This is a genomic window from Ensifer sp. D2-11 (assembly GCF_054161295.1).
Window position 1 is genome coordinate 783,049 of the sequence record NZ_CP096434.1, and the last position, 18,019, is coordinate 801,067.

Consider the following 18,019-nt stretch of genomic DNA (forward strand, 5'->3'; position numbering starts at 1 on the left):
TGAACCAATTCACTTGCCGAACAGACCCTCGATCTCTTCTCGACCCATCAACTCGAAATCGTCCGGCACCGTAATTTGACCCGTCAAGAAGCCGATCCGTCGTTTCTCGTGCGGGGCCGGCTGATCGAGTGGGACCACTTTCGCCATAGGTTTTCCTGCCTCGGCTATGATGAAGGCCTCTCCCCGCGAAGCCTTCTGAACCAGCCGCGACAACTGCTTCTTCGCTTCATGGATGTCGATCGTTTCCACCACTGCCTCGCCCCCCGCGGAATCAGCGCCGCAGAATCCGCGCTGAAGTCCCGCATACTATCCAGCAAGCTTCGACAACACAGTAAACGTCTTCGTCAGGGCGCCATCAAGCTTTGAGAAACCGCTCGATGGCGCCGATCTCGTTCTGGCGGATGTCGTGGCCGCCGGAATGCCACTCGAATTCCACCGTCGCCTTCTGCTTCGTGAAGTAGTCCCCGAGCGCCTGTGTCATCGGAGCCGGGCAGATCGGGTCCCGCTCTCCGGCGGTAATCAGGATCTTCCGCCCGGCGAGCGCGGGATTGTCCTTCGGACGGAAAGGGATCAGCGGATGCATGAGCACGGCCTTGTCGAAGACGCCCTCTTCGATCAGTACATTCGCGAGAATGTTGGCACCGTTGGAATAGCCGAGACCGATGATCTCCGAGGCATCGTGTTCGCCAGCGAGCGCCTTCACGAAACCCGCCATCTTCTCCGTCGCACGCGCGAGGTCCGCCATGTCGTAAACACCCTCGCCCGTTCGCCGGAAGAAGCGGGCGGCCCCATGTTCCGATACGTCGCCCCGCGGCGAGACGACGGTAGCCTCCGGCAGGAGCTGCGCTCCGAAGCCGAAGAACTGGTTCTCGTCCCCGCCGGTCCCGTGAAGGACGAAAAGGATCGGAGCGCCGGGCATGCCGGGTTTCAATTTGTGCACATAGCCATGATCGACCATCGATTTCTCCTTTGCCCGCGTGGTGGCGAACGCTCATTCTATCCAAAGAAAGTGCGCTCCTTCCTTCGCAAGCGGAGGAGGAGCGCGCAGTGTGCTGGCCGCTAGGCTTCCAGCTTCTGCAAATGGCTTTCGAGAACCGGGCGCAGATGCTTGTGCTGTTGCGGCAGCTTAAGCGCCTCGCCGAGATGCGCGATGTCCTCGTCCCGGTCGAAGCCGGGCTCGTTCGTGGCGATCTCGAAGAGAACGCCGCCCGGCGTGCGGAAATAGATCGCCCAGAAATAGTCCCGGTCGATCACCGGCGTCACATGGTAGCCGGTGTCCACCAGCGCCTTGCGCACCTCCAGCTGCTTCTCCCGGTTGTCGACGGCGAATGCGACGTGGTGCACCGAACCGGCGCCCTGCGCGGCGCGGCTGATGTTTGGCAGCGTCTCCAGGTCGACGAGGCTCGCGCCGTTGCCGCCGGGCACGATCAGCCTGGTGACGCCGTCCTTGCGGTCGAGTTCCTCGTAACCCATGAACTTCAGCAGTTCCGCCGTCGCGCCTTCGTCGCGTAGCCGCATGGCGACCGAGTGGAAGCCGCGGATGGCGTGATCCTCGGTGATGCCGCCCTCGGTCCAGGGCGTACGCGGGTCGTCCTCGACCTCGACGAGAGCGAAGCCGTCGCCGTCCGGACCGGCAAAGTTCAGGCGCTTCTCGCCAAAGCTTTCCGTCTGCTTGAGACCGCTCGCACCGAGTGCCGCCAAGCGCTCCTGCCAGAAGCCGAGCGAGCCCCGCGGGACGGAGAAGACGGTCGTCCCCACCTCTCCCGTGCCCGCGCGACCGCGCGGCATCTGCGGAAAGGGAAAATAGGTCATCACGGTGCCGGGGGTGCCGGTCGCGTCGCCATAGTAGAGATGGTAGACGTCCGGCGAGTCGAAGTTCACCGTCTTCTTGACACGGCGCAGGCCGAGCGTGTCGGTAAAGAACCGGTTGTTCGTGCGGGCGTCGTCCGCCATTGACGTCACGTGATGCAGGCCTTTGATCTGCTCGATCATGATCCGCTTCCTTTCTGCCCGCGGCTTTGCGGGATGCGTTGATGCCGATTAGATGCTCTCTGGACGCCGAGAGCGAAAGGCCGTTCCGAAAGAACGGATTGTCAATGAGGCGTTGACACGGCAGGCGGACCGTTAACAATACTGGCCGAGGCAGGAGAGGACTGCCTGCATGGCCGCTTGCCACGCGTCAGGGCGCAATTTAGCATCGCGGCGGTCCCGCAGCATTCGACCTGCGGCCAAAACCGCGAGCGGGAGGAGGAGCCCGGGCATTCCGTGAAATACCGTTTCTTTCTTGCCCTCCTTCTCCTGCCGGCAGCCGCCGGATTGATCGCCGTCCAGGGAACCGCCGTCGCAACACGCAGCTATATGCAGGAGGCCTCGTCGCAGGCGAACACGGCTCTGCGGCTGGCGGTTGCGGCCCTTAGCGGTCACCTGAACCGCTATCAGGCCCTGCCCGCGCTGATCGCCGACCATGACGACGTCAAGGAACTGGTGACGCGTCCGCGCGACCGGCGGCTGCGCGGTGCCGTCAATTCGTATCTCAAGGAGATCAACGAACTCCTCAAGTCCTCCGACATCTATGTCATCACGCCGAACGGCAACACGATCGCGGCCAGCAACTACGATGGGCCGACGAGCTTTGTCGGCGAGAATTTCAGCTACCGCCCCTATTTCCAGGACGCACTCAAAGGTGACCAGTCCCGCTTCTATGCTCTCGGCACGACATCGCTGAAGCGCGGTTACTATTTCGGTGCGCCGGTCCGCGTCGGCGGAGAAATCCGCGGCGTGATCGTGTTCAAGGTGGATATCGAAACCATTGAAGCCTCCTGGCAGGGCGGCGAATACAGGATCTTCGTCTCCGACCCGGAAGGCATCATCTTCATGAGCGGCAATCCGGCATGGCTCTATGCCGGGATCCTGCCGCTGACGCCTGACCGGCTTGCCCGGACGGAGGGCTCGCGGCGCTATGCGGATGCAAGGCTTCGACCGCTGCCTGCCGTGCAAAGCGAGCTTTCCGGACATCGCTTGCTAAGGGTGTCCGAGGGCAGCGAGCGGGAATATCTTGCCCTCTCGCATTATATGCCGGAGGCGGATTGGACCGTGAACGTGCTTACGGACACGGCCTCCGTCAGGACCCAGGCCCTGACCACGGTTGCGGCCGTCATGCTGCTCCTTTGCCTTGCCGCCCTGGCGATCGCGATTATCATCCAGCGGCGCGCACGGCTCAGGGAACGCATTCTGATGCAGGAGCAGGCGCAGGAGGAACTCGAGCGCCGTGTCGAGGAGCGCACGGCGGATCTTGCGCGCGTCAATTCGCAGATCGAAGCGGAGATCGCAGAGCGGCGGCTCACCGAGCGGCAGTTGCGCCAGACCCAGGCCGATCTCATCCAGGCGGGCAAACTTGCCGGCCTCGGGCAGATGTCCGCTGCCCTGTCTCACGAATTCAACCAGCCGCTCGCCGCCGCCAAGACCTATGCCGACAGCGCCGCGCTGCTGATCGAGCGCGGCCGCACGGCCGAGGCGAGCGACAATGTCCGGCGGATTTCGGGCTTGATCGACCGCATGGCCTCGATCAGCCGTCACCTGCGCAATTTCGCGCGAAAACCCAATGAAAAACTCGGCCCGGTTCGTCTCGACGAGGTGATGCGCGACACGCTGGAGATCGTGGAGATGCGGTTGAAGGCGGCAGGCGCCGAAATGGATATCGATCTCGGCGATGAACTGGCGGTTCTCGCCGGTTCGGTCCGCTTGCAGCAGGTGCTCGTCAACGTGATCTCGAACGCTGCCGACGCCGTCGAGGGACTTCACGATCGCAAGCTTTCCGTGCGCGCCTGGCGCGAAGGCGACAGGGCCGTGCTGACGGTGCGCGATCGCGGCGCGGGCGTTGCTCCGGCAGTTGCGCAACGCATCTTCGATCCGTTCTACACGACCAAGGGAGTTGGAAGAGGTCTTGGCCTGGGCCTCTCCATTTCCTACAACATCATCAAGGATTTCGGAGGCAGCCTCACCGTGTCGAACCATCCGGAGGGTGGCGCGGTCTTTCGCATCGAGCTTGCCCTTGCCGGCGAAACCGGGCGGGAGGCAGCCGAATGATCGAAAGCCGCATCCTGCTCGTCGACGATGAAGAGGAACTGCGTCGCTCCAGCGCTCAGGCGCTGGAGCTCGCCGGCTTCCGGGTGGATACGTTCGCCAGCGCCGAACATGCACTCGAACGCATCGCCTTCAGCTTCCACGGCGTCGTCATCAGCGATATCCGCATGCCCGGAATGGACGGAATGACCTTTCTGCAGCGCATCCGCGAGATCGATGCCGAACTGCCGGTGATCCTGGTGACCGGACACGGCGATGTGCAGCTGGCGGTCCGGGCGATGCGCGAAGGCGCCTATGATTTCGTCGAAAAGCCCTTCACCGCCCAGATGCTTGCCGGCACCATTCGCCGCGCGCTCGATTGGCGCAGTCTCGTGCTCGAAAACCGCCGCCTGCGGGCCGTTGCGGGCAAACGCGACGACATCGAACAGCGGCTGCCCGGGCGAAGCCAGGCAATGGTCGACCTGCGCTACCGCATCAGGGCGATCGGCGCCTCCGACGCCGATACGCTGATCATAGGCGAAACGGGAGTTGGAAAAGAAGTCGTCGCCCGCGCGCTCCACGATTTGAGCAGCCGCGCGAGCGGCCCGTTCATCGCCATCAATTGCGCGGCTCTTCCGGAAAACCTGATCGAAAGCGAGCTCTTCGGGCACGAGCCGGGCGCATTCCCCGGAGCGCTCAGGCCGCGCTACGGCAAATTCGAACATGGCCGCGGCGGCACCATCCTGCTCGACGAGATCGGCTCCATGCCTTTCGATCTCCAGGCGAAATTCCTTCGCGTACTGCAGGAGCGGGTCATAACGCGCCTCGGCTCGAACGAGACCGTACCGCTCGATGTTCGCTTCATCGCCACCAGCAAGGTCGATCTGGAACGCGAGGTAGCAAGCGGCCGCTTTCGTGCCGACCTGCTTTACCGGTTGAACGTCGCAACATTGAGAGTGCCGACGCTTTCGCAGCGCCGCTCCGATATCCCCCTGCTCTTCATGCAGCTCGTCCGGGAATCCGCCGCTCGCTACGGCCGGGACGACATCGTCGTCTCGCCCGCGCTCGCTTCGGAAATGGCCGCACGCGAGTGGCCCGGCAACGTGCGCGAGTTGCGCAATGCCGCCGAGCGTCTGGTCCTCGGGCTCGAAGCCGAACGCGAAGAGGCGCTCGCACCGGCGAATGGCCAGCGCCTGACCGACAAAGTGGCCGCCTTCGAAAAGAGCGTCATCGCCAGCGCTCTCGCGGCCCATGGCGGCGCGCTGAAGCCCGTCTACGAGTCGCTCGGCATTTCGCGCAAGACGCTTTACGAGAAGATGCAGAAGTTCGGGTTGGACAAGAGAGCGTTATCGGAGGAGCGGTGATCGGTCGGGTCGGGCGACCCTGCCATCGGCCCTGCGAGAAAAGGCCCCTCACCCTAACCCCCTCCCCGCATGCGGGAGAGGGACTTTAGTGGCCTCGGCGGCGCCGCGTGTCCCTTCTCCCCGTCAAAACGGCGAGAAGGTGGCGGCAGGCGGATGAGGGGCGAATCCACGCGAAAACGCCTCCCGCTGCCTCACACGTTGAACGCCGCGCCGATCAGCGTCTTCGTATAGGGCTCCCTCGGCGCATCGAAGATCGTGTCCGTTTCCCCCTCTTCGACGATCCGGCCGTTCTTCATCACGATCACATAGTCAGACATCGCCTTCACCACCGAAAGATCGTGGCTGATGAAGATGTAGGAGAGACCGTGCTTTTCCTGCAGATCGCGCAGGAGTTCGATCACCTGCCCCTGCACCGAGCGGTCGAGCGCCGAAGTCGGCTCGTCGAGAATGACGACCTTCGGCTTCAGGATGATCGCGCGGGCGATTGCGATGCGCTGGCGCTGTCCGCCGGAGAATTCATGCGGATAGCGGTTGCGCGACGCGGGATCGAGGCCGACTTCCTTCAACGCGGCGATGGCCCTGCGGTCGCGATCGGCACGGCTCAGGTCGGGCTCATGCACATGGAGGCCTTCGGTGATGATCTCCCCCACGGTCCGGCGCGGCGAGAGCGACCCGTAGGGGTCCTGAAAGACGAGCTGCAGCTGGCGGCGCAGCGGCCGCATCGCGCCGCGGTCAAAGCCGGAAATGTCGGTCGAGCCGAAACGGTAGTAGCCGCTGCTCGGCAGAAGCCTCAGCAGCGCCCGGCCGAGCGTCGATTTCCCGGAGCCGGATTCGCCGACGATGCCGATCGTCTGACCCTGCCTGAGCCTAAGATTGACGCCGTCGACGGCACGGAATGCGGCCGAGGCCCCGCGGAAGAGGCCGCCAGGGATCGTATAGTCCACCGCGACATTGCGACCCTCCAGGATGATCGGGGCGTTATCGGGGGGCGAAGCCTTGCGCCCGCTCGGTTCGGCCTCCAGCAGCATCCTGGTATAGTCCGCCTTCGGCCGCTCGAAGATATCAGCCGTCATCCCCTGCTCCACGACCTCGCCGCGGCGCATGACCGCGACACGGTCGGCGAAGTACTTGACGATGCCGAGGTCGTGGGTGATCAGCACGATCGCCATGCCGAAGCGCCTTTGCAGCGATTTGAGCAGATCGAGGATCTGGGCCTGGATGGTCACGTCAAGGGCGGTCGTCGGCTCGTCGGCGATCAGGATGTCCGGCTCGTTGGCAAGCGCCATGGCGATCATGACGCGCTGGCGCTGGCCGCCGGAAAGCTCGTGCGGATAGCTGTCGATGCGCCGCCCCGGCTCGGGAATGCCGACGAGCTCCAGGAGCTCGAGGACGCGCCTGCGCGCCTCCTTGAAGCTGCCGCCGCGGTGATGGACGATCGGCTCGGCGATCTGACGGCCGATGGTGTAGAGCGGATCGAGCGAGGTCATCGGCTCCTGGAAGATCATGGTGATCTTCGAGCCGCGCACCTTGTTCAGGGTCTTCGGTGCGAGCCCTACGAGTTCCTGGCCGCGATAGCGCGCCGAACCGGTCACCGTCCCGTTCTTGGCGAGCAGGCCCATGATTCCCATCATGGTCTGGCTCTTGCCCGAGCCGGATTCGCCGACGACCGCGAGCGTCTCGCCGGAACGGACGTCGAGATCGATGCCCTTGACCGCTTCGACGGTGCCGTCGGGGGTGGAAAAGTCGACCTTCAGGCCGCGTACAGCGAGAATGGAGTCCTTCATCTCTGTCATGTCATCGGTCCTTCGGGTCGAGCGCATCACGCAGGCCGTCGCCGACGAAGTTCAGCGAGAACAGCGTCACGACGAAGAAGATCGCGGGGAAGATCAAGAGCCACGGCGCCGACTGGATGTTGTTCGCACCTTCCGAGATCAGCGCCCCCCAGCTCGTAAGCGGGGCCTGCACGCCCAGTCCGAGGAACGAAAGGAAGCTCTCGAGCAGGATGACCTTCGGCACGACGACGGTGACGAAGACGATGACCGGACCGATCGTATTCGGGATGATGTGCCGGCGGATGATCTGCCAGTCGGTCAGACCCAGCGCCTGCGCCGCTCCAACGAACTCACGCCGCTTGAGCGCCAGCGTCTGGCCGCGCACGATGCGGGCCATATCCAGCCATTCGACAGCCCCGATCACCAGGAAGATCAGGATGAAGCTGCGGCCGAAGAAGACGACGAGCACCACGACGAGGAAAACGAAGGGCAGCGAATAGAGGATCTCGACCAGGCGCATCATGACGTTATCGACGCGCCCACCGATATAGCCCGAGGTCGCCCCGTATACGACGCCGATGCCGAGCGAAACGAGACTCGCCAGCAGGCCGACGGCGATCGAGATCTGGCCGCCCAGCATCACCCGGACAAGCAGGTCGCGGCCGTTGGAATCGGTGCCGAAGGGGAAATATTCCCGCGCCACCTCGCCCTCGACCTTCAGGGTACGGCCATCGTTCTCCGTCGCGACCACCTCGGTGTTCTCGAACTCGTTCGCCCGGTCGAAATAACGCGTGGCGCGGGGATCGATCGGCTTATCGGAGGTCACCGTGGCGGTGAAGGTTTCACCGTCGACGTTGAATTCCGTGAGCGTGACGCGGGCACGGGTCGCCACGCCCTCCATCACGTCCTGAAGCGTCGACGTGTCCGGGCGCGGCTCGAGGCTGGGGCCAATCGTGACATAGGACGGAAAGACCTGATCGTAGCTGTGAGGCGAGAAAAGCGGCCCGACGAATGAAAACAGCGCAATGAGCACCAGCATGACGCAACCGGCCATGGCCGGGCGGTTGCGGCGGAAGCGCAGCGTTGCAAGCTGGAAGAGGCTGCGGCCCTTGGTTTCGGGCGTCGATGCCGGGATCTGAGCAATATCAGTCATGGCGAACCCTCGGATCGAGCAGGCCGTAGAGAATATCGACCAGAAGATTGAAGAGGATGACGAAGATGGCGATGAGGATCACGGTGCCCATGACCAGCGTATAGTCGCGGTTGATTGCTCCGAGCACGAAGTAGCGCCCGACCCCCGGTATAGTGAAGATCGTTTCCACCACGGCCGAGCCCGTAAGGAGGGCGGCGGCGCAAGGAGCAAGATAGGAGACGACCGGCAGCATGGCACCGCGCATGGCGTGCGTCACGACCACGGCGCGGGACGGCAGGCCATAGGCTTTCGCGGTGCGGATATGATCCGTGTTGAGCGCCTCGATCATCGAGCCGCGCGTGAGCCTGGCGAAGACTGCAAGCTGGGGAAGCGCGAGCGCGATCATCGGCAGGATGAGGAAGCGGAGAGAACCGTCCCCCCAACCGCCGGCGGGCAGCCACGCGAGCACGATCGCAAAGATCAGCGTCAGCACGGGACCGACGACGAAGTTCGGAACGGTGACCCCGATCGTGGAAACCGACATGACTGCGAAATCCAGGAAGCTGTTCTGCCGCAATGCGGCGATCGTTCCCGTTATGACGCCGCCGACGACCGCGAGTAACAGCGCGTAAAAGCCGAGCTCCATCGAATAGGGCAGGCCCTTGCCGATCAGCTGCGCCACATTGTTGTCATGATAGATGTAGCTCGGACCGAAGTCGCCCGTGACCGCATTGCCGAGATAGGTAGCGTATTGGCGCCAGAGCGGCTGATCGAGGTGATAGGTCCTCATCAGGTTCTCCATCGTGGAGGGCGGGAGAGGACGCTCGAGATTGAAGGGCCCACCGGGGGCAAAACGCATCAGAAAGAAGGATATGGTGACGACGATGAACAGCGTCGGCACCGCGCTCGCCAGCCGGCGAAGGATGAAGGAGATCATGGACTTGGCTCCGGAGGCGACGCGCGGGTGCCCGCGCGTCGCCTCTGCTCGTTACTCGGCGACGCTCAGGAACTTGCTCAGATGCGCGTTCGGCGCATTGTCCTGCCAGCCCTTGACCCGTTCCGAAACGAGCCAGAGGTCCGCCTGTGTCAGGAACGGCGCGATCGGCTGCTCCTTCATCAGCAGAGTTTCAGCCTCGTGCATGATCTTCGACCGTGCCGCCGGATCCTGTTCCTCATACGACTTCTTCATCAGCGCATCGAATTCGGCGTTTTCGAAGTGTCCGTAGTTGAAGGTCTTGTTGGTGCTGAGACTCAGCGCCAGGAAGTTCTCGGCATCGGCGTAATCGGCGACCCAGCCGGCACGCGCAACGTTGAACTTGCCGCCCTCCTGCAGGTAGGCATAGTGCGACGACACGTCGAGATTCACCAGCGAGACCTTGGCGCCGAAGGTGTTCTTCCACATGTCGGCGACCGCTGTCGCGACACGCTCATGGTTGGGGTTGGTGTTGTAGCGGATTTCGATGTTGAGCGGCTTGCCGCCCTCGCCGTAACCGGCTTCCTTCATCAACTCGATCGCCTTGTCCTCGCGATCGAGTTGCGACATGTCAGCAAAGTCGGCCTTGGCGGGATCGCCGTAGCTCTCGATGCCCGGCGGAACCATCGAATAGGACGGCAGCTGCGAACCGCTGTAGATTTCCTTGGCGAGGAAGTCGCGGTCGACCGCCATCGAAAGTGCCCGGCGGACGCGGACATCGTTATAGGGCTCCTGACGCGTATCAAAAGCGTAGTAGTAGGTGGCAAGCGTCGGGGAAACGTGCACCTGCTCTCCATAGGACGTGCGCAGGCGCTCGATCTGGTCGGCGGAGAAGTTGTAGGCGAGATCCATTTCCTTCGCTTCGAAACGACGAACCGATGCCGCCTGGTCGTCGATCGGATAGAAGATCACCTTGTCGAGCTTGACGTTGGCGGCATCCCAATAATTGGTGTTCTTCTCCACGGTCAGGCTGTCGTTCGGCACATGTGCCGTCAGCTTGAACGCGCCGTTCGAAACCATCACGCCCGGCTTGACGAAGTCCGCGCCGTTCTTCTCGACGCTCGCCTTGCTGACCGGAAGCGCCGTCTGGTGTGCGAGCAGTTCCAGGAAGAACGGCGTCGGCCGCTCGAGGGTAACTTCCAACGTCTTTTCGTCGACGGCCTTTACGCCGAGTTGGTCGACCGGCACTTCGCCCTTGTTGACCTTTTCGGCGTTCTTGATCGGGAAGAGGATGTTGGCGTATTCGGCCGCCGTCTTCGGATCCTCCACGCGGCGGAAGGAGAAGGCGAAATCCTCTGCCGTCACCGGCGACCCGTCCGACCACTTGGCATCGGCGCGCAGTTTGAACGTGTAGACGGTACCGTCGTCCGAAAGCTCCCAGGTTTCGGCGGCGCCCGGAACGATCTTGCCCGCGGCATCGTAGATCGTCAGGCCTTCATAGAGGTCCTTGAGGATGAACTCCTCGATGTTGATCGAAGTGTGGGCCTGGTCGAGCGTCTGCGGTTCGCCGGCATTGCCGCGGTGAAGTACCGCCTCGGCGAGCGCGGGGCTTGCCCCGATGAGCAGCGAGCCTATGAGCGCAGCGGCCCTGAGATTGAGTTTCAGTGAAGCCATTTTTCTTCTCCTTCCCCTCGTTTTGGGTTCATTGATCGCAGGAGAGAAGTGCAAATTTTCAGCGAACGCAAGCGATCTGCCCGGAAAATTGCATCCTTCTCTTTAAAACGCGAACAACAATAACCGCGTAGGTTGTATAGGCGTTTGCGACGAATTTCCTCCCTTTCGCGACACGGCTCTGGCGACCGGCCCCGGCGCGCGGACATCCACCTGCAACGTTGTAGATCGCTTCGGCATGTTGCGCTTCGATACGGAAGAATGCTCCGAAAGAGCAGTCATGCAACCTTCATGAATTGTAGCGGCACTTTACGTAATATGCATAAAAAATTGCCCCTATCGCTGCAATCTTTTTGCAAATCGGCTCACCCACCTGCGGATGCCGAACGCGTCCACGTTCCGGACCGAACCTGCCGCCGGAAGCGAAAACCCGCGGCTGCACTGTGGGCACAACTGAGGTTGGCAACACCACCAGAGGGCGAAAGTAGCGATTTCTGACAGGGGTATTTCTCATCCACAGCAATTTGGTCTGACGCACGTCCATCAAGCGACCGACAGGACCGCCGGCCCGGTTGCCAAACGCCCCGCATGAACTATTGTGCGCTTGAACTGGCGCCTGGAGTGGCGTGATGCATCAGGGAGTTAAGAATGGCATTGATCACATTGCGGCAACTGCTCGACCACGCGGCGGAGAACGATTACGCGCTGCCGGCCTTCAATGTGAACAATCTCGAATATATCCAGGCCGTCATGAGAGCCGCGGATGCGACCGACTCTCCTGTCATCCTGCAGGCAAGCCGCGGCGCGCGGGCCTATGCCGGCGATGCGTTTCTGCGCCATCTGATCCTCGGCGCTGCGGAAGAATATCCGCATATCCCCGTCTGCCTCCACCTCGACCATGGCGACCAGCCGTCGACATGCATCTCGGCGATCACCAACGGCTTCACTTCGGTGATGATGGACGGCTCGCTGGAGAAGGACGGCAAGACCGTCGCGAGCTACGAATATAATGTCGCCGTCACCGCGGAAGTCGTGAAGATCGCCCATGCGGCCGGCGTTTCCGTCGAAGGGGAACTCGGCTGCCTCGGCAATCTGGAAACGGGTGCGGGCGACAAGGAGGACGGACATGGATTTGAAGGCAAGCTCTCGCGCGAGGAATTGCTGACCGATCCCGAGCAGGCCCTCGACTTCGTCTCGAAGACCGGCGTCGACGCTCTTGCGGTCGCGATCGGCACCAGCCACGGCGCATACAAGTTCACCCGCGAACCCGACGGCGAGATCCTCTCGATCGAGACGATCGCCAAGATCAACAAGCGTCTGCCGAACACGCACCTCGTCATGCACGGTTCCTCGAGCGTTCCCGCCGATCTCCAGGAACTCTTCAACGCCTATGGCGGCAAGATGAAGAAGACCTGGGGCGTTCCGGTATCCGAGATTCAGAAGGCCATTCCGCTCGGTGTGCGCAAGGTCAATATCGACACGGATCTCCGCCTCGCCTTTACCGGCGAGATCCGCAAGCACCATATCGAGCATCCGGATAATTTCGATCCGCGCAACTATCTGAAGCCCGCGATTGCCCACATGACCGAGGTCTGCAAGGAGCGCTTCGAGGCCTTCCGTGCCGCCGGCCAGGCATCGAAGATCCGGGTGCTGCGTTTGCCGGAGATGGCCAAGCGCTACGCCGCCGCATAATTTTCCGATCGGAGGCCCCCTCATCCGCCTGCCGGCACCTTCTTCCGCAAGCGCTCGTGGGACCCTCTGCCTCCTCCATTGGTTGCCGGAGATTCGCCGGCGGCGCCGCTTGTCGCTTCTCCCCGTCAAAACGGGGCGAAGCAGGGCGAATGGACAAGCGGCTGGGTCTTCGCGTGCCCTGCATCCGGCCGCTGAGCGTGCCGCAAACCTACCCTCCACCCCCCATGCCGGTCTCATGCTCGTAGAGCTGGTCCATGCTGAGCGACGCGACGTCCGCCAGTGCGGCCTGGCCCTTGACGCGCCCGGAGCCGAGGACCACGACGTCGTCGCAGAACGAGATCGTGCTCCTGTGATGGCTGATCACGATCGTCGTGCGTCTGCCGACCCTCGATCTCAGCGTCTCGACGATCGCCGCCTCCGACAGGCCGTCCACCGCATTCGTCGCCTCGTCGAGGATCAGGACGGCCGGATCGCGCACCAGCGCCCTGGCAAGCGCGATGCGCTGGCGTTGGCCTGCCGAGAGGCTTGCACCCCTGTAGCCGACGAGCGTCTCATAGCCCTGCGGCAGCTGCTCGATGAAGCCATGCGCTTCGGCCAGCTCCGCGGCGCGTTCCGCTTCTGCTGGCGTGGCGCTTTGACCGTAGGTGATGTTTTCCAGGATGGTGCCGTCCACCAGTTCGAGGTCCTGACTGGCGACCGCGATCTGGCGCCGCCACTGAACGGGATCGATCTGACCGAGCGGCACGCCGTCGACGAGGATGCGGCCTTCATCCGGCTCGACGAAACGGCAGAGGAGATTGACGATCGTCGTCTTTCCGGCGCCGGAACGGCCGATGATTGCAGTCGAACGGCCGCTGCGGATTTCGAAGCTTGCGGAATGCAGCACCAGGGGACGCACTTCGGAACCGGGATACCGGAAGGTCACACGGTCGAATGTCATGCCCTGATGGAGGCCGTCGACCGGTGCATTGCCCTGAGGAGGCTTCGGCTTGTCGGAGGAGTCGAGAAGCCATCGCACCTCTTCGAGCGATCCGCTCCAGCCCTGAATCTGGCTCCAGGACATCTGCAGGGCGCGCATATGCGGCTGCAGTCGATATAGCAGCACGACGAAGGCGACGATCACCGGAAAGCTGACGCCGATGGACCAGGCGCTCACGACCACGGCCAGAAACAACGCCGAATGCAGCACTTCGGTCAGCGGCGGCAGCGCGCCCTGTCGTGACTGGAGCGCAAAGCCGGCCCGGCGAACGGCGTCGGATGCGGAATCGAATGCATTCTTCTCGCGTGTTTCCTGGCCGAACACGCGGATCAGCCTTCCGGCATGAACGAGATGCAGCATTCTGGCGGCAAGCTCGCTGTTGAAGGAGGTCACATGGCGGCTGGGGCCCTTGAGCGTCGCGGAGAGCGCTGCATGGGCAAGCTGGACAAAGACGAGGCCGAGCGCCACGAACAGCGTCATCTGCCAGGACATGAGCAAGAGAAAGGCGAGCAGGATGACGGCCGCCGAGCCGTGCACGATAGACGAAAGGACCGTCTGGATCGCGTCGGACGCGCGCCATGACTCGTTGGAGATGATGTTGAGCAGCCGGCCGGGACTTTGCTGCATGAAGAACGGATATCCTATCCGCAGGAGCTGATCCGAAAGCGCGCTGCGGATGGCGTGGCTGGCCTTGCCGTAGATGAAGGTCGTGAGCAGCGTGTTGGCGAAGGCGAGGATATTCTTGAGCACGATCAGCGCGAGCACGGCGGCCGCAATAACCAGGAGGCGTTCGCCGTCTCCCAAGCCCTCTCCTATCGCCTGAAAGTAAGCGGAAATGCCGCTCAAGCCGTTGGCCTGTCCATCTCCGGCGATGATGCCCAGCATCGGAATGATGAGGCCGATGCCGGCGCCTTCGAGCGCAGCGCTGGCGAGGCCGAGAATGACCACGGCCGGCAGCAGGCGCATTTGCCGCCCCAGTGCGCCGCGCAGGACCTCAAGGCCTGGCAATAAGAATCTACGCATCTGCGGTCCTCACCTGAGCTTCGGTGCTGCTTGTCCGGGCCGGCGCCGTTCGGTCGGCTGCGCCGGGTTCGTCATGGCGAGCCGCGCGAAGCGCGCGGCGCCGACAATATTCATCGAAACGATCGGCCAATGCGACAGTTGCAGCTTTGGGTCGAAGCGGGCGCCGCCGAAAACTTCACCGCATGCGGACCTGAGGGTCCAGCCGAAATGCTTGAGAAGCCAAGGCGCGCCGAGGAGGTGCTTCAGGCAGAGCCCGCCATTGCCGAGGCTGTAATTGCGATGCAGTTCTTCGATCGCCGCACGAAGACGGCGGCCGTGATGATGATGGACGATCATGTCCGGCACGTATTCGACCGGGATGCCGAGCTGAAATGCCCGGACCAGGTAATCCGTGTCTTCCGCGGCTTTCAGCGGCGCGCCGGCACCGAAGCGCTCGTCGAAAGGACCGATGCTCGCCGCGACGTCGCGATGCATGGTCATGTTGCAGCCGAGGACGAAGCCGCCGGGGTGGACATCGCGGGTCAGACGTGCCGCGACCTTCGACCGCTTGATGGTGAACGGCAGGTCGGCAGGATCGCCGAGCTCCACGCGTCCTCCGCGGATGACCCGCGCGTCGCCATTGGCGTAGTGCCGTTCGAGGTCGGCGAGATAGTTCCTGTCCACCTCGCAGTCGTCGTCGATGAATACGAGAATTCGGCCCCGCGCGCGCCCCATCCCTGTATTGCGTGCCGCGGCGAGGCCCGGGCGAGGCTCGGTGGCGAGCGTTATCGGCATTGTCGTGGCTGCTGCCAGGCGTGCGAGTTCTTCCGGGGTGCCGTCCGTGGAGCCGTTGTCCACGACCACGAGTTCGCTCCTGATCGCCGCATGGGCATGACATGCGGTCTCGATCGATCGGATCGAGGCGCCAAGCGACCGGACGCGGTTGCGCGTGCAGACGATGAAGCTGGCGAACGGCTCCGACGCTTCGGACAATGAAGCGGCCACCGAGTGCCGGATGGCCGGTGCTCTTGGACGTTTCTGCGCTTTTGCGGGCTGTTCGACGGCCATGTCAGGTCAAGCCATATCCGGGAAGCCATGTCCGGGAAGCACGGTCGCGGCGGGCACCGACTGCAGGTGGCGCGCGAGCCGATCCACCCGCTTGCTTGCGGCAAGCGAAATCCGGCTGCACCAGGGTGCGCGAGCGGCCGCAAGCAGCCCGTATCGCTCGCGGCGGCGGATGAGGCCCCATTTCCCCGTCCGTGTCAGGAACTCATGAGTCAGTCGCGGCTGCTCCTCGTCGGCGATGAGTTGGTAGAGGAAGTAGAAAAAGCAAAGGGCGCCATCGTCATAGGCACGCCAAACCTCGCCCGGCTGGGCCGAAATCTCACGCTCGAGCGCCAGGACCCAGTCGGCAAGACGTGCCACCGTCTCGCTCGTTACCGCGGCGCCGATCGCTTCGAGGGCAGCGGAATCTCCGAGAAGGGCATTCCGCGCCAGGTTCTCGGCGACGATGGTCAAATGGGTCCGGCGCATCTGCCGCTTGTGCTTGCTGGTCACGCTATCCTCATGGATCCGATAGGCGACCAGCGCCTCGTCGATCATGTGAACTGGGAAACGATCGGCGATCCGCCTGAAGAGATCGAAATCTTCCGCATGCACATAATTCGGGTCGTAGCGGAGCATCTCTTCCGGGATGACGTTACGGTTATAGACAACGGTCGAATGCATGAAGATGGTGAAGAACATCGACAGGATTCGCAGACTTCCCGGGCGGTAAATGGGATTGGGCTTGCCACGGATGATCCGATTGCCGATCAGCATGTCGATGCCCGTGCCGGATAGGGCGAGCCGGGGCACTTCGGAAAACAATGCGACCTGCCGCGACAGGCGCGACGGATAGGCGATGTCGTCGGCATCCATTCGCGCGACAAGCTCGCCCTTTGCGAGCGCGAAGCCTTCATTCAGGGTCGCTATGAGGCCGCGGTTCTCGCGGGAGATGATGGACACGCGAGAGTCGCTCTTGCGGTATCGTTCGAGAATGTCCCGCGACCGATCCGTCGACCCGTCGTCGATCGCGATTACCTCCAGACGCTCGTAGTCCTGGCGCAACACGCTCTCGATAGCTGCGGCAATGTACGGCTCCGCGTTGTAGACGGGCAGGACGATGGAGACGAGGGGCGTCGGCATGTTTCGGCTCGTGTGCTTATCGAAGGTTCTGGGGCTGCAAGGCTTCGTCACGACTGGCGCCAGGGATAGCAGCTGCCGCCCCCGCTCCGCCGTCCGGACGAACATAGGGAAAGTGGCGCTTCAGCCCGTTCAACGGCTTCTCGAAGAACAGCCAGGAAACCGAGGCGAGTATCACGGTCAGGGCGCCGGCAACGACGAACCGCCCTGCCCCCTGATCCGAGACATTGACCGGGATGAAAGGCTGCGCTTGAACGACCAGGGCCAGCACGACCGCGTGGAAAAGATAGACGCCATAGCTGATCCGGCCCAGCGCCGCCAAAGGCGAAAGCGCGATGAGCCGACCGGCAAGCCCGCCGATCCCCTTGGAACAACCGCCGACCAGCATTGCGAGCGGCAGGAGAGGGACGACCTCCAGGCCAATCCAGGCGAACCACGCGACGACCGGTGTCATGGCGACCGGCTTCGACCACACGAGGAAGAGCGAAGCGAGCGAAAGCGGCATCCAGCTCAGTTTTGCCCATGCCGGCCAACCACTTCGCCAGGATGGGCGGGCGGCGAGCAACGCGCCCACGGCCAGCGCATCCATCGACGCCGGCGGCAAGAGGTCCCGCGCGAGTGATGGCGTACCGGTGAGCGGCCAGTAGAAGCGGTAGGCGAGCGAGCAAACGATAACGCCGACGCAAACTCCGGCAACCGACCGGCGCGGCACGAGCAGAACGATCAGTGGCCAGACGAGGTAGAACTGCTCCTCGATGCTCAGGCTCCACGTATGACAGAGAACCCACGGCGTCCATTCGTTCTGCAGCGCGTACCAGAAATTGGACAGATAAAGGGCGTGCCACGCCATGACCTCCTTCGATCGTTCCAGATCCAGGAAAAAGACGGCGGCCAGGACGGCGAAGTAGGGAGGGAAGATGCGAAGTGCGCGGCGTGCGTAGAAGGATTTGAGTGCCGTCGCCGGCTCGAAACGGGCAGCGTCGCGCGCATCGAGCAGCAGCCGCGTTATCAGGAAGCCGCTCAAAACGAAAAACAACCGGACGCCGAGATGGCCCAAATGGGATCCATCGGCTGCGAAGAAATGCGCGTAGAGCACCATTGAGACCGCTACGGCTCTCAGGCCGTCCAGCTGCTGGTCGCGCACCATCTGCATCAACACTCCCTCTCCGTTCGAGCTTTCTTCCGTCGACTCGCGAACAGGTGCGTCATCTGCAATCAGGTTCGTTGAGCGCTCAGCGATGGAAGCCA

General features: G+C 63.0%; 14 protein-coding genes. 3 read left to right on the forward strand and 11 right to left on the reverse strand.

Features of this window, described 5'->3' with window-relative positions:
* Nucleotides 1-9: 9 nt before the first annotated feature.
* The 3 genes from M1D34_RS20810 to M1D34_RS20820 all read right to left on the reverse strand — a co-directional run bounded on the left by M1D34_RS20810 (nucleotide 10) and on the right by M1D34_RS20820 (nucleotide 1,992).
* The gene (locus tag M1D34_RS20810; protein ID WP_498784158.1) at nucleotides 10-249 is read right to left on the reverse strand and encodes a type II toxin-antitoxin system Phd/YefM family antitoxin; all 240 of its coding nucleotides are present in this window, start codon (nucleotides 247-249) and stop codon (nucleotides 10-12) included.
* 106 nt (nucleotides 250-355) lie between these two features.
* Complete coding sequence (locus M1D34_RS20815; protein ID WP_127535061.1) at nucleotides 356-958, reverse strand: alpha/beta hydrolase; 603 nt, start codon at nucleotides 956-958, stop codon at nucleotides 356-358.
* 101 nt (nucleotides 959-1,059) lie between these two features.
* Nucleotides 1,060-1,992, reverse strand: coding sequence for a VOC family protein (locus M1D34_RS20820; RefSeq protein ID WP_498784160.1), 933 nt, complete (start codon nucleotides 1,990-1,992; stop codon nucleotides 1,060-1,062).
* A 273-nt stretch (nucleotides 1,993-2,265) separates the two neighbouring features.
* Between M1D34_RS20820 and M1D34_RS20825 the strand changes: the two genes are divergently transcribed.
* Nucleotides 2,266-4,086, forward strand: a complete 1,821-nt coding sequence (locus M1D34_RS20825; protein WP_498784162.1) for a sensor histidine kinase — start codon at nucleotides 2,266-2,268, stop codon at nucleotides 4,084-4,086.
* Nucleotides 4,083-5,426, forward strand: coding sequence for a sigma-54-dependent transcriptional regulator (locus tag M1D34_RS20830; RefSeq protein ID WP_498784164.1), 1,344 nt, complete (start codon nucleotides 4,083-4,085; stop codon nucleotides 5,424-5,426). The genes M1D34_RS20825 and M1D34_RS20830 overlap by 4 nt, the downstream gene beginning before the upstream one ends.
* Nucleotides 5,427-5,617: 191 nt before the next feature.
* Here M1D34_RS20830 and M1D34_RS20835 read toward each other — a convergent pair whose 3' ends face one another.
* Genes M1D34_RS20835 through M1D34_RS20850 form a run of 4 tightly spaced genes read right to left on the reverse strand, consistent with a single transcriptional unit; the run spans nucleotide 5,618 to nucleotide 10,917 of the window.
* Complete coding sequence (locus M1D34_RS20835; RefSeq protein WP_498784166.1) at nucleotides 5,618-7,219, reverse strand: ABC transporter ATP-binding protein; 1,602 nt, start codon at nucleotides 7,217-7,219, stop codon at nucleotides 5,618-5,620.
* A 1-nt stretch (nucleotide 7,220) separates the two neighbouring features.
* Entirely contained in the window at nucleotides 7,221-8,351 is a 1,131-nt protein-coding gene (locus M1D34_RS20840; protein ID WP_498784168.1) for an ABC transporter permease, read from the reverse strand.
* The gene (gene oppB, locus M1D34_RS20845; protein WP_003529067.1) at nucleotides 8,344-9,267 is read right to left on the reverse strand and encodes an oligopeptide ABC transporter permease OppB; all 924 of its coding nucleotides are present in this window, start codon (nucleotides 9,265-9,267) and stop codon (nucleotides 8,344-8,346) included. Before oppB ends, M1D34_RS20840 begins: the two co-directional genes overlap by 8 nt.
* A gap of 51 nt (nucleotides 9,268-9,318) precedes the next feature.
* Nucleotides 9,319-10,917 (reverse strand): peptide ABC transporter substrate-binding protein, encoded by a 1,599-nt coding sequence (locus M1D34_RS20850; RefSeq protein WP_010975714.1) that lies wholly within the window; start codon nucleotides 10,915-10,917, stop codon nucleotides 9,319-9,321.
* 645 nt (nucleotides 10,918-11,562) lie between these two features.
* Between M1D34_RS20850 and fba the strand changes: the two genes are divergently transcribed.
* On the forward strand, nucleotides 11,563-12,606 hold the full coding sequence (gene fba, locus M1D34_RS20855) for a class II fructose-bisphosphate aldolase (RefSeq protein ID WP_498784171.1): 1,044 nt from the start codon (nucleotides 11,563-11,565) through the stop codon (nucleotides 12,604-12,606).
* A gap of 208 nt (nucleotides 12,607-12,814) precedes the next feature.
* On the opposite strand, the gene M1D34_RS20860 is transcribed toward fba, so the two are convergent.
* The 4 genes from M1D34_RS20860 to M1D34_RS20875 are packed head-to-tail and all read right to left on the reverse strand — an operon-like array spanning nucleotide 12,815 to nucleotide 17,924.
* Nucleotides 12,815-14,608, reverse strand: coding sequence for an ABC transporter ATP-binding protein (locus tag M1D34_RS20860; RefSeq protein ID WP_498784173.1), 1,794 nt, complete (start codon nucleotides 14,606-14,608; stop codon nucleotides 12,815-12,817).
* A gap of 9 nt (nucleotides 14,609-14,617) precedes the next feature.
* Nucleotides 14,618-15,655, reverse strand: a complete 1,038-nt coding sequence (locus M1D34_RS20865; RefSeq protein ID WP_498784175.1) for a glycosyltransferase family 2 protein — start codon at nucleotides 15,653-15,655, stop codon at nucleotides 14,618-14,620.
* Nucleotides 15,656-15,661: 6 nt separating this feature from the next.
* Nucleotides 15,662-16,774: a glycosyltransferase family 2 protein gene (locus M1D34_RS20870; protein WP_498784177.1), complete on the reverse strand. Its 1,113-nt coding sequence runs from the start codon at nucleotides 16,772-16,774 to the stop codon at nucleotides 15,662-15,664.
* A gap of 16 nt (nucleotides 16,775-16,790) precedes the next feature.
* The gene (locus M1D34_RS20875; RefSeq protein WP_027993790.1) at nucleotides 16,791-17,924 is read right to left on the reverse strand and encodes an acyltransferase family protein; all 1,134 of its coding nucleotides are present in this window, start codon (nucleotides 17,922-17,924) and stop codon (nucleotides 16,791-16,793) included.
* Nucleotides 17,925-18,019 lie beyond the last annotated feature (95 nt).

Bases quoted from the DNA above. Each gene is read 5' to 3' on its own strand.
- M1D34_RS20815 (WP_127535061.1), bottom strand. From the start codon at position 958: ATGGTCGATCATGGCTATGTGCACAAATTGAAACCCGGCATGCCCGGC.
- M1D34_RS20820 (WP_498784160.1), bottom strand. From the start codon at position 1,992: ATGATCGAGCAGATCAAAGGCCTGCATCACGTGACGTCAATGGCGGAC.
- M1D34_RS20830 (WP_498784164.1), top strand. From the start codon at position 4,083: ATGATCGAAAGCCGCATCCTGCTCGTCGACGATGAAGAGGAACTGCGT.
- M1D34_RS20835 (WP_498784166.1), bottom strand. From the start codon at position 7,219: ATGACAGAGATGAAGGACTCCATTCTCGCTGTACGCGGCCTGAAGGTC.
- M1D34_RS20840 (WP_498784168.1), bottom strand. From the start codon at position 8,351: ATGACTGATATTGCTCAGATCCCGGCATCGACGCCCGAAACCAAGGGC.
- oppB (WP_003529067.1), bottom strand. From the start codon at position 9,267: ATGATCTCCTTCATCCTTCGCCGGCTGGCGAGCGCGGTGCCGACGCTG.
- M1D34_RS20850 (WP_010975714.1), bottom strand. From the start codon at position 10,917: ATGGCTTCACTGAAACTCAATCTCAGGGCCGCTGCGCTCATAGGCTCG.
- fba (WP_498784171.1), top strand. From the start codon at position 11,563: ATGGCATTGATCACATTGCGGCAACTGCTCGACCACGCGGCGGAGAAC.
- M1D34_RS20860 (WP_498784173.1), bottom strand. From the start codon at position 14,608: ATGCGTAGATTCTTATTGCCAGGCCTTGAGGTCCTGCGCGGCGCACTG.
- M1D34_RS20865 (WP_498784175.1), bottom strand. From the start codon at position 15,655: ATGGCCGTCGAACAGCCCGCAAAAGCGCAGAAACGTCCAAGAGCACCG.
- M1D34_RS20870 (WP_498784177.1), bottom strand. From the start codon at position 16,774: ATGCCGACGCCCCTCGTCTCCATCGTCCTGCCCGTCTACAACGCGGAG.
- M1D34_RS20875 (WP_027993790.1), bottom strand. From the start codon at position 17,924: ATGCAGATGGTGCGCGACCAGCAGCTGGACGGCCTGAGAGCCGTAGCG.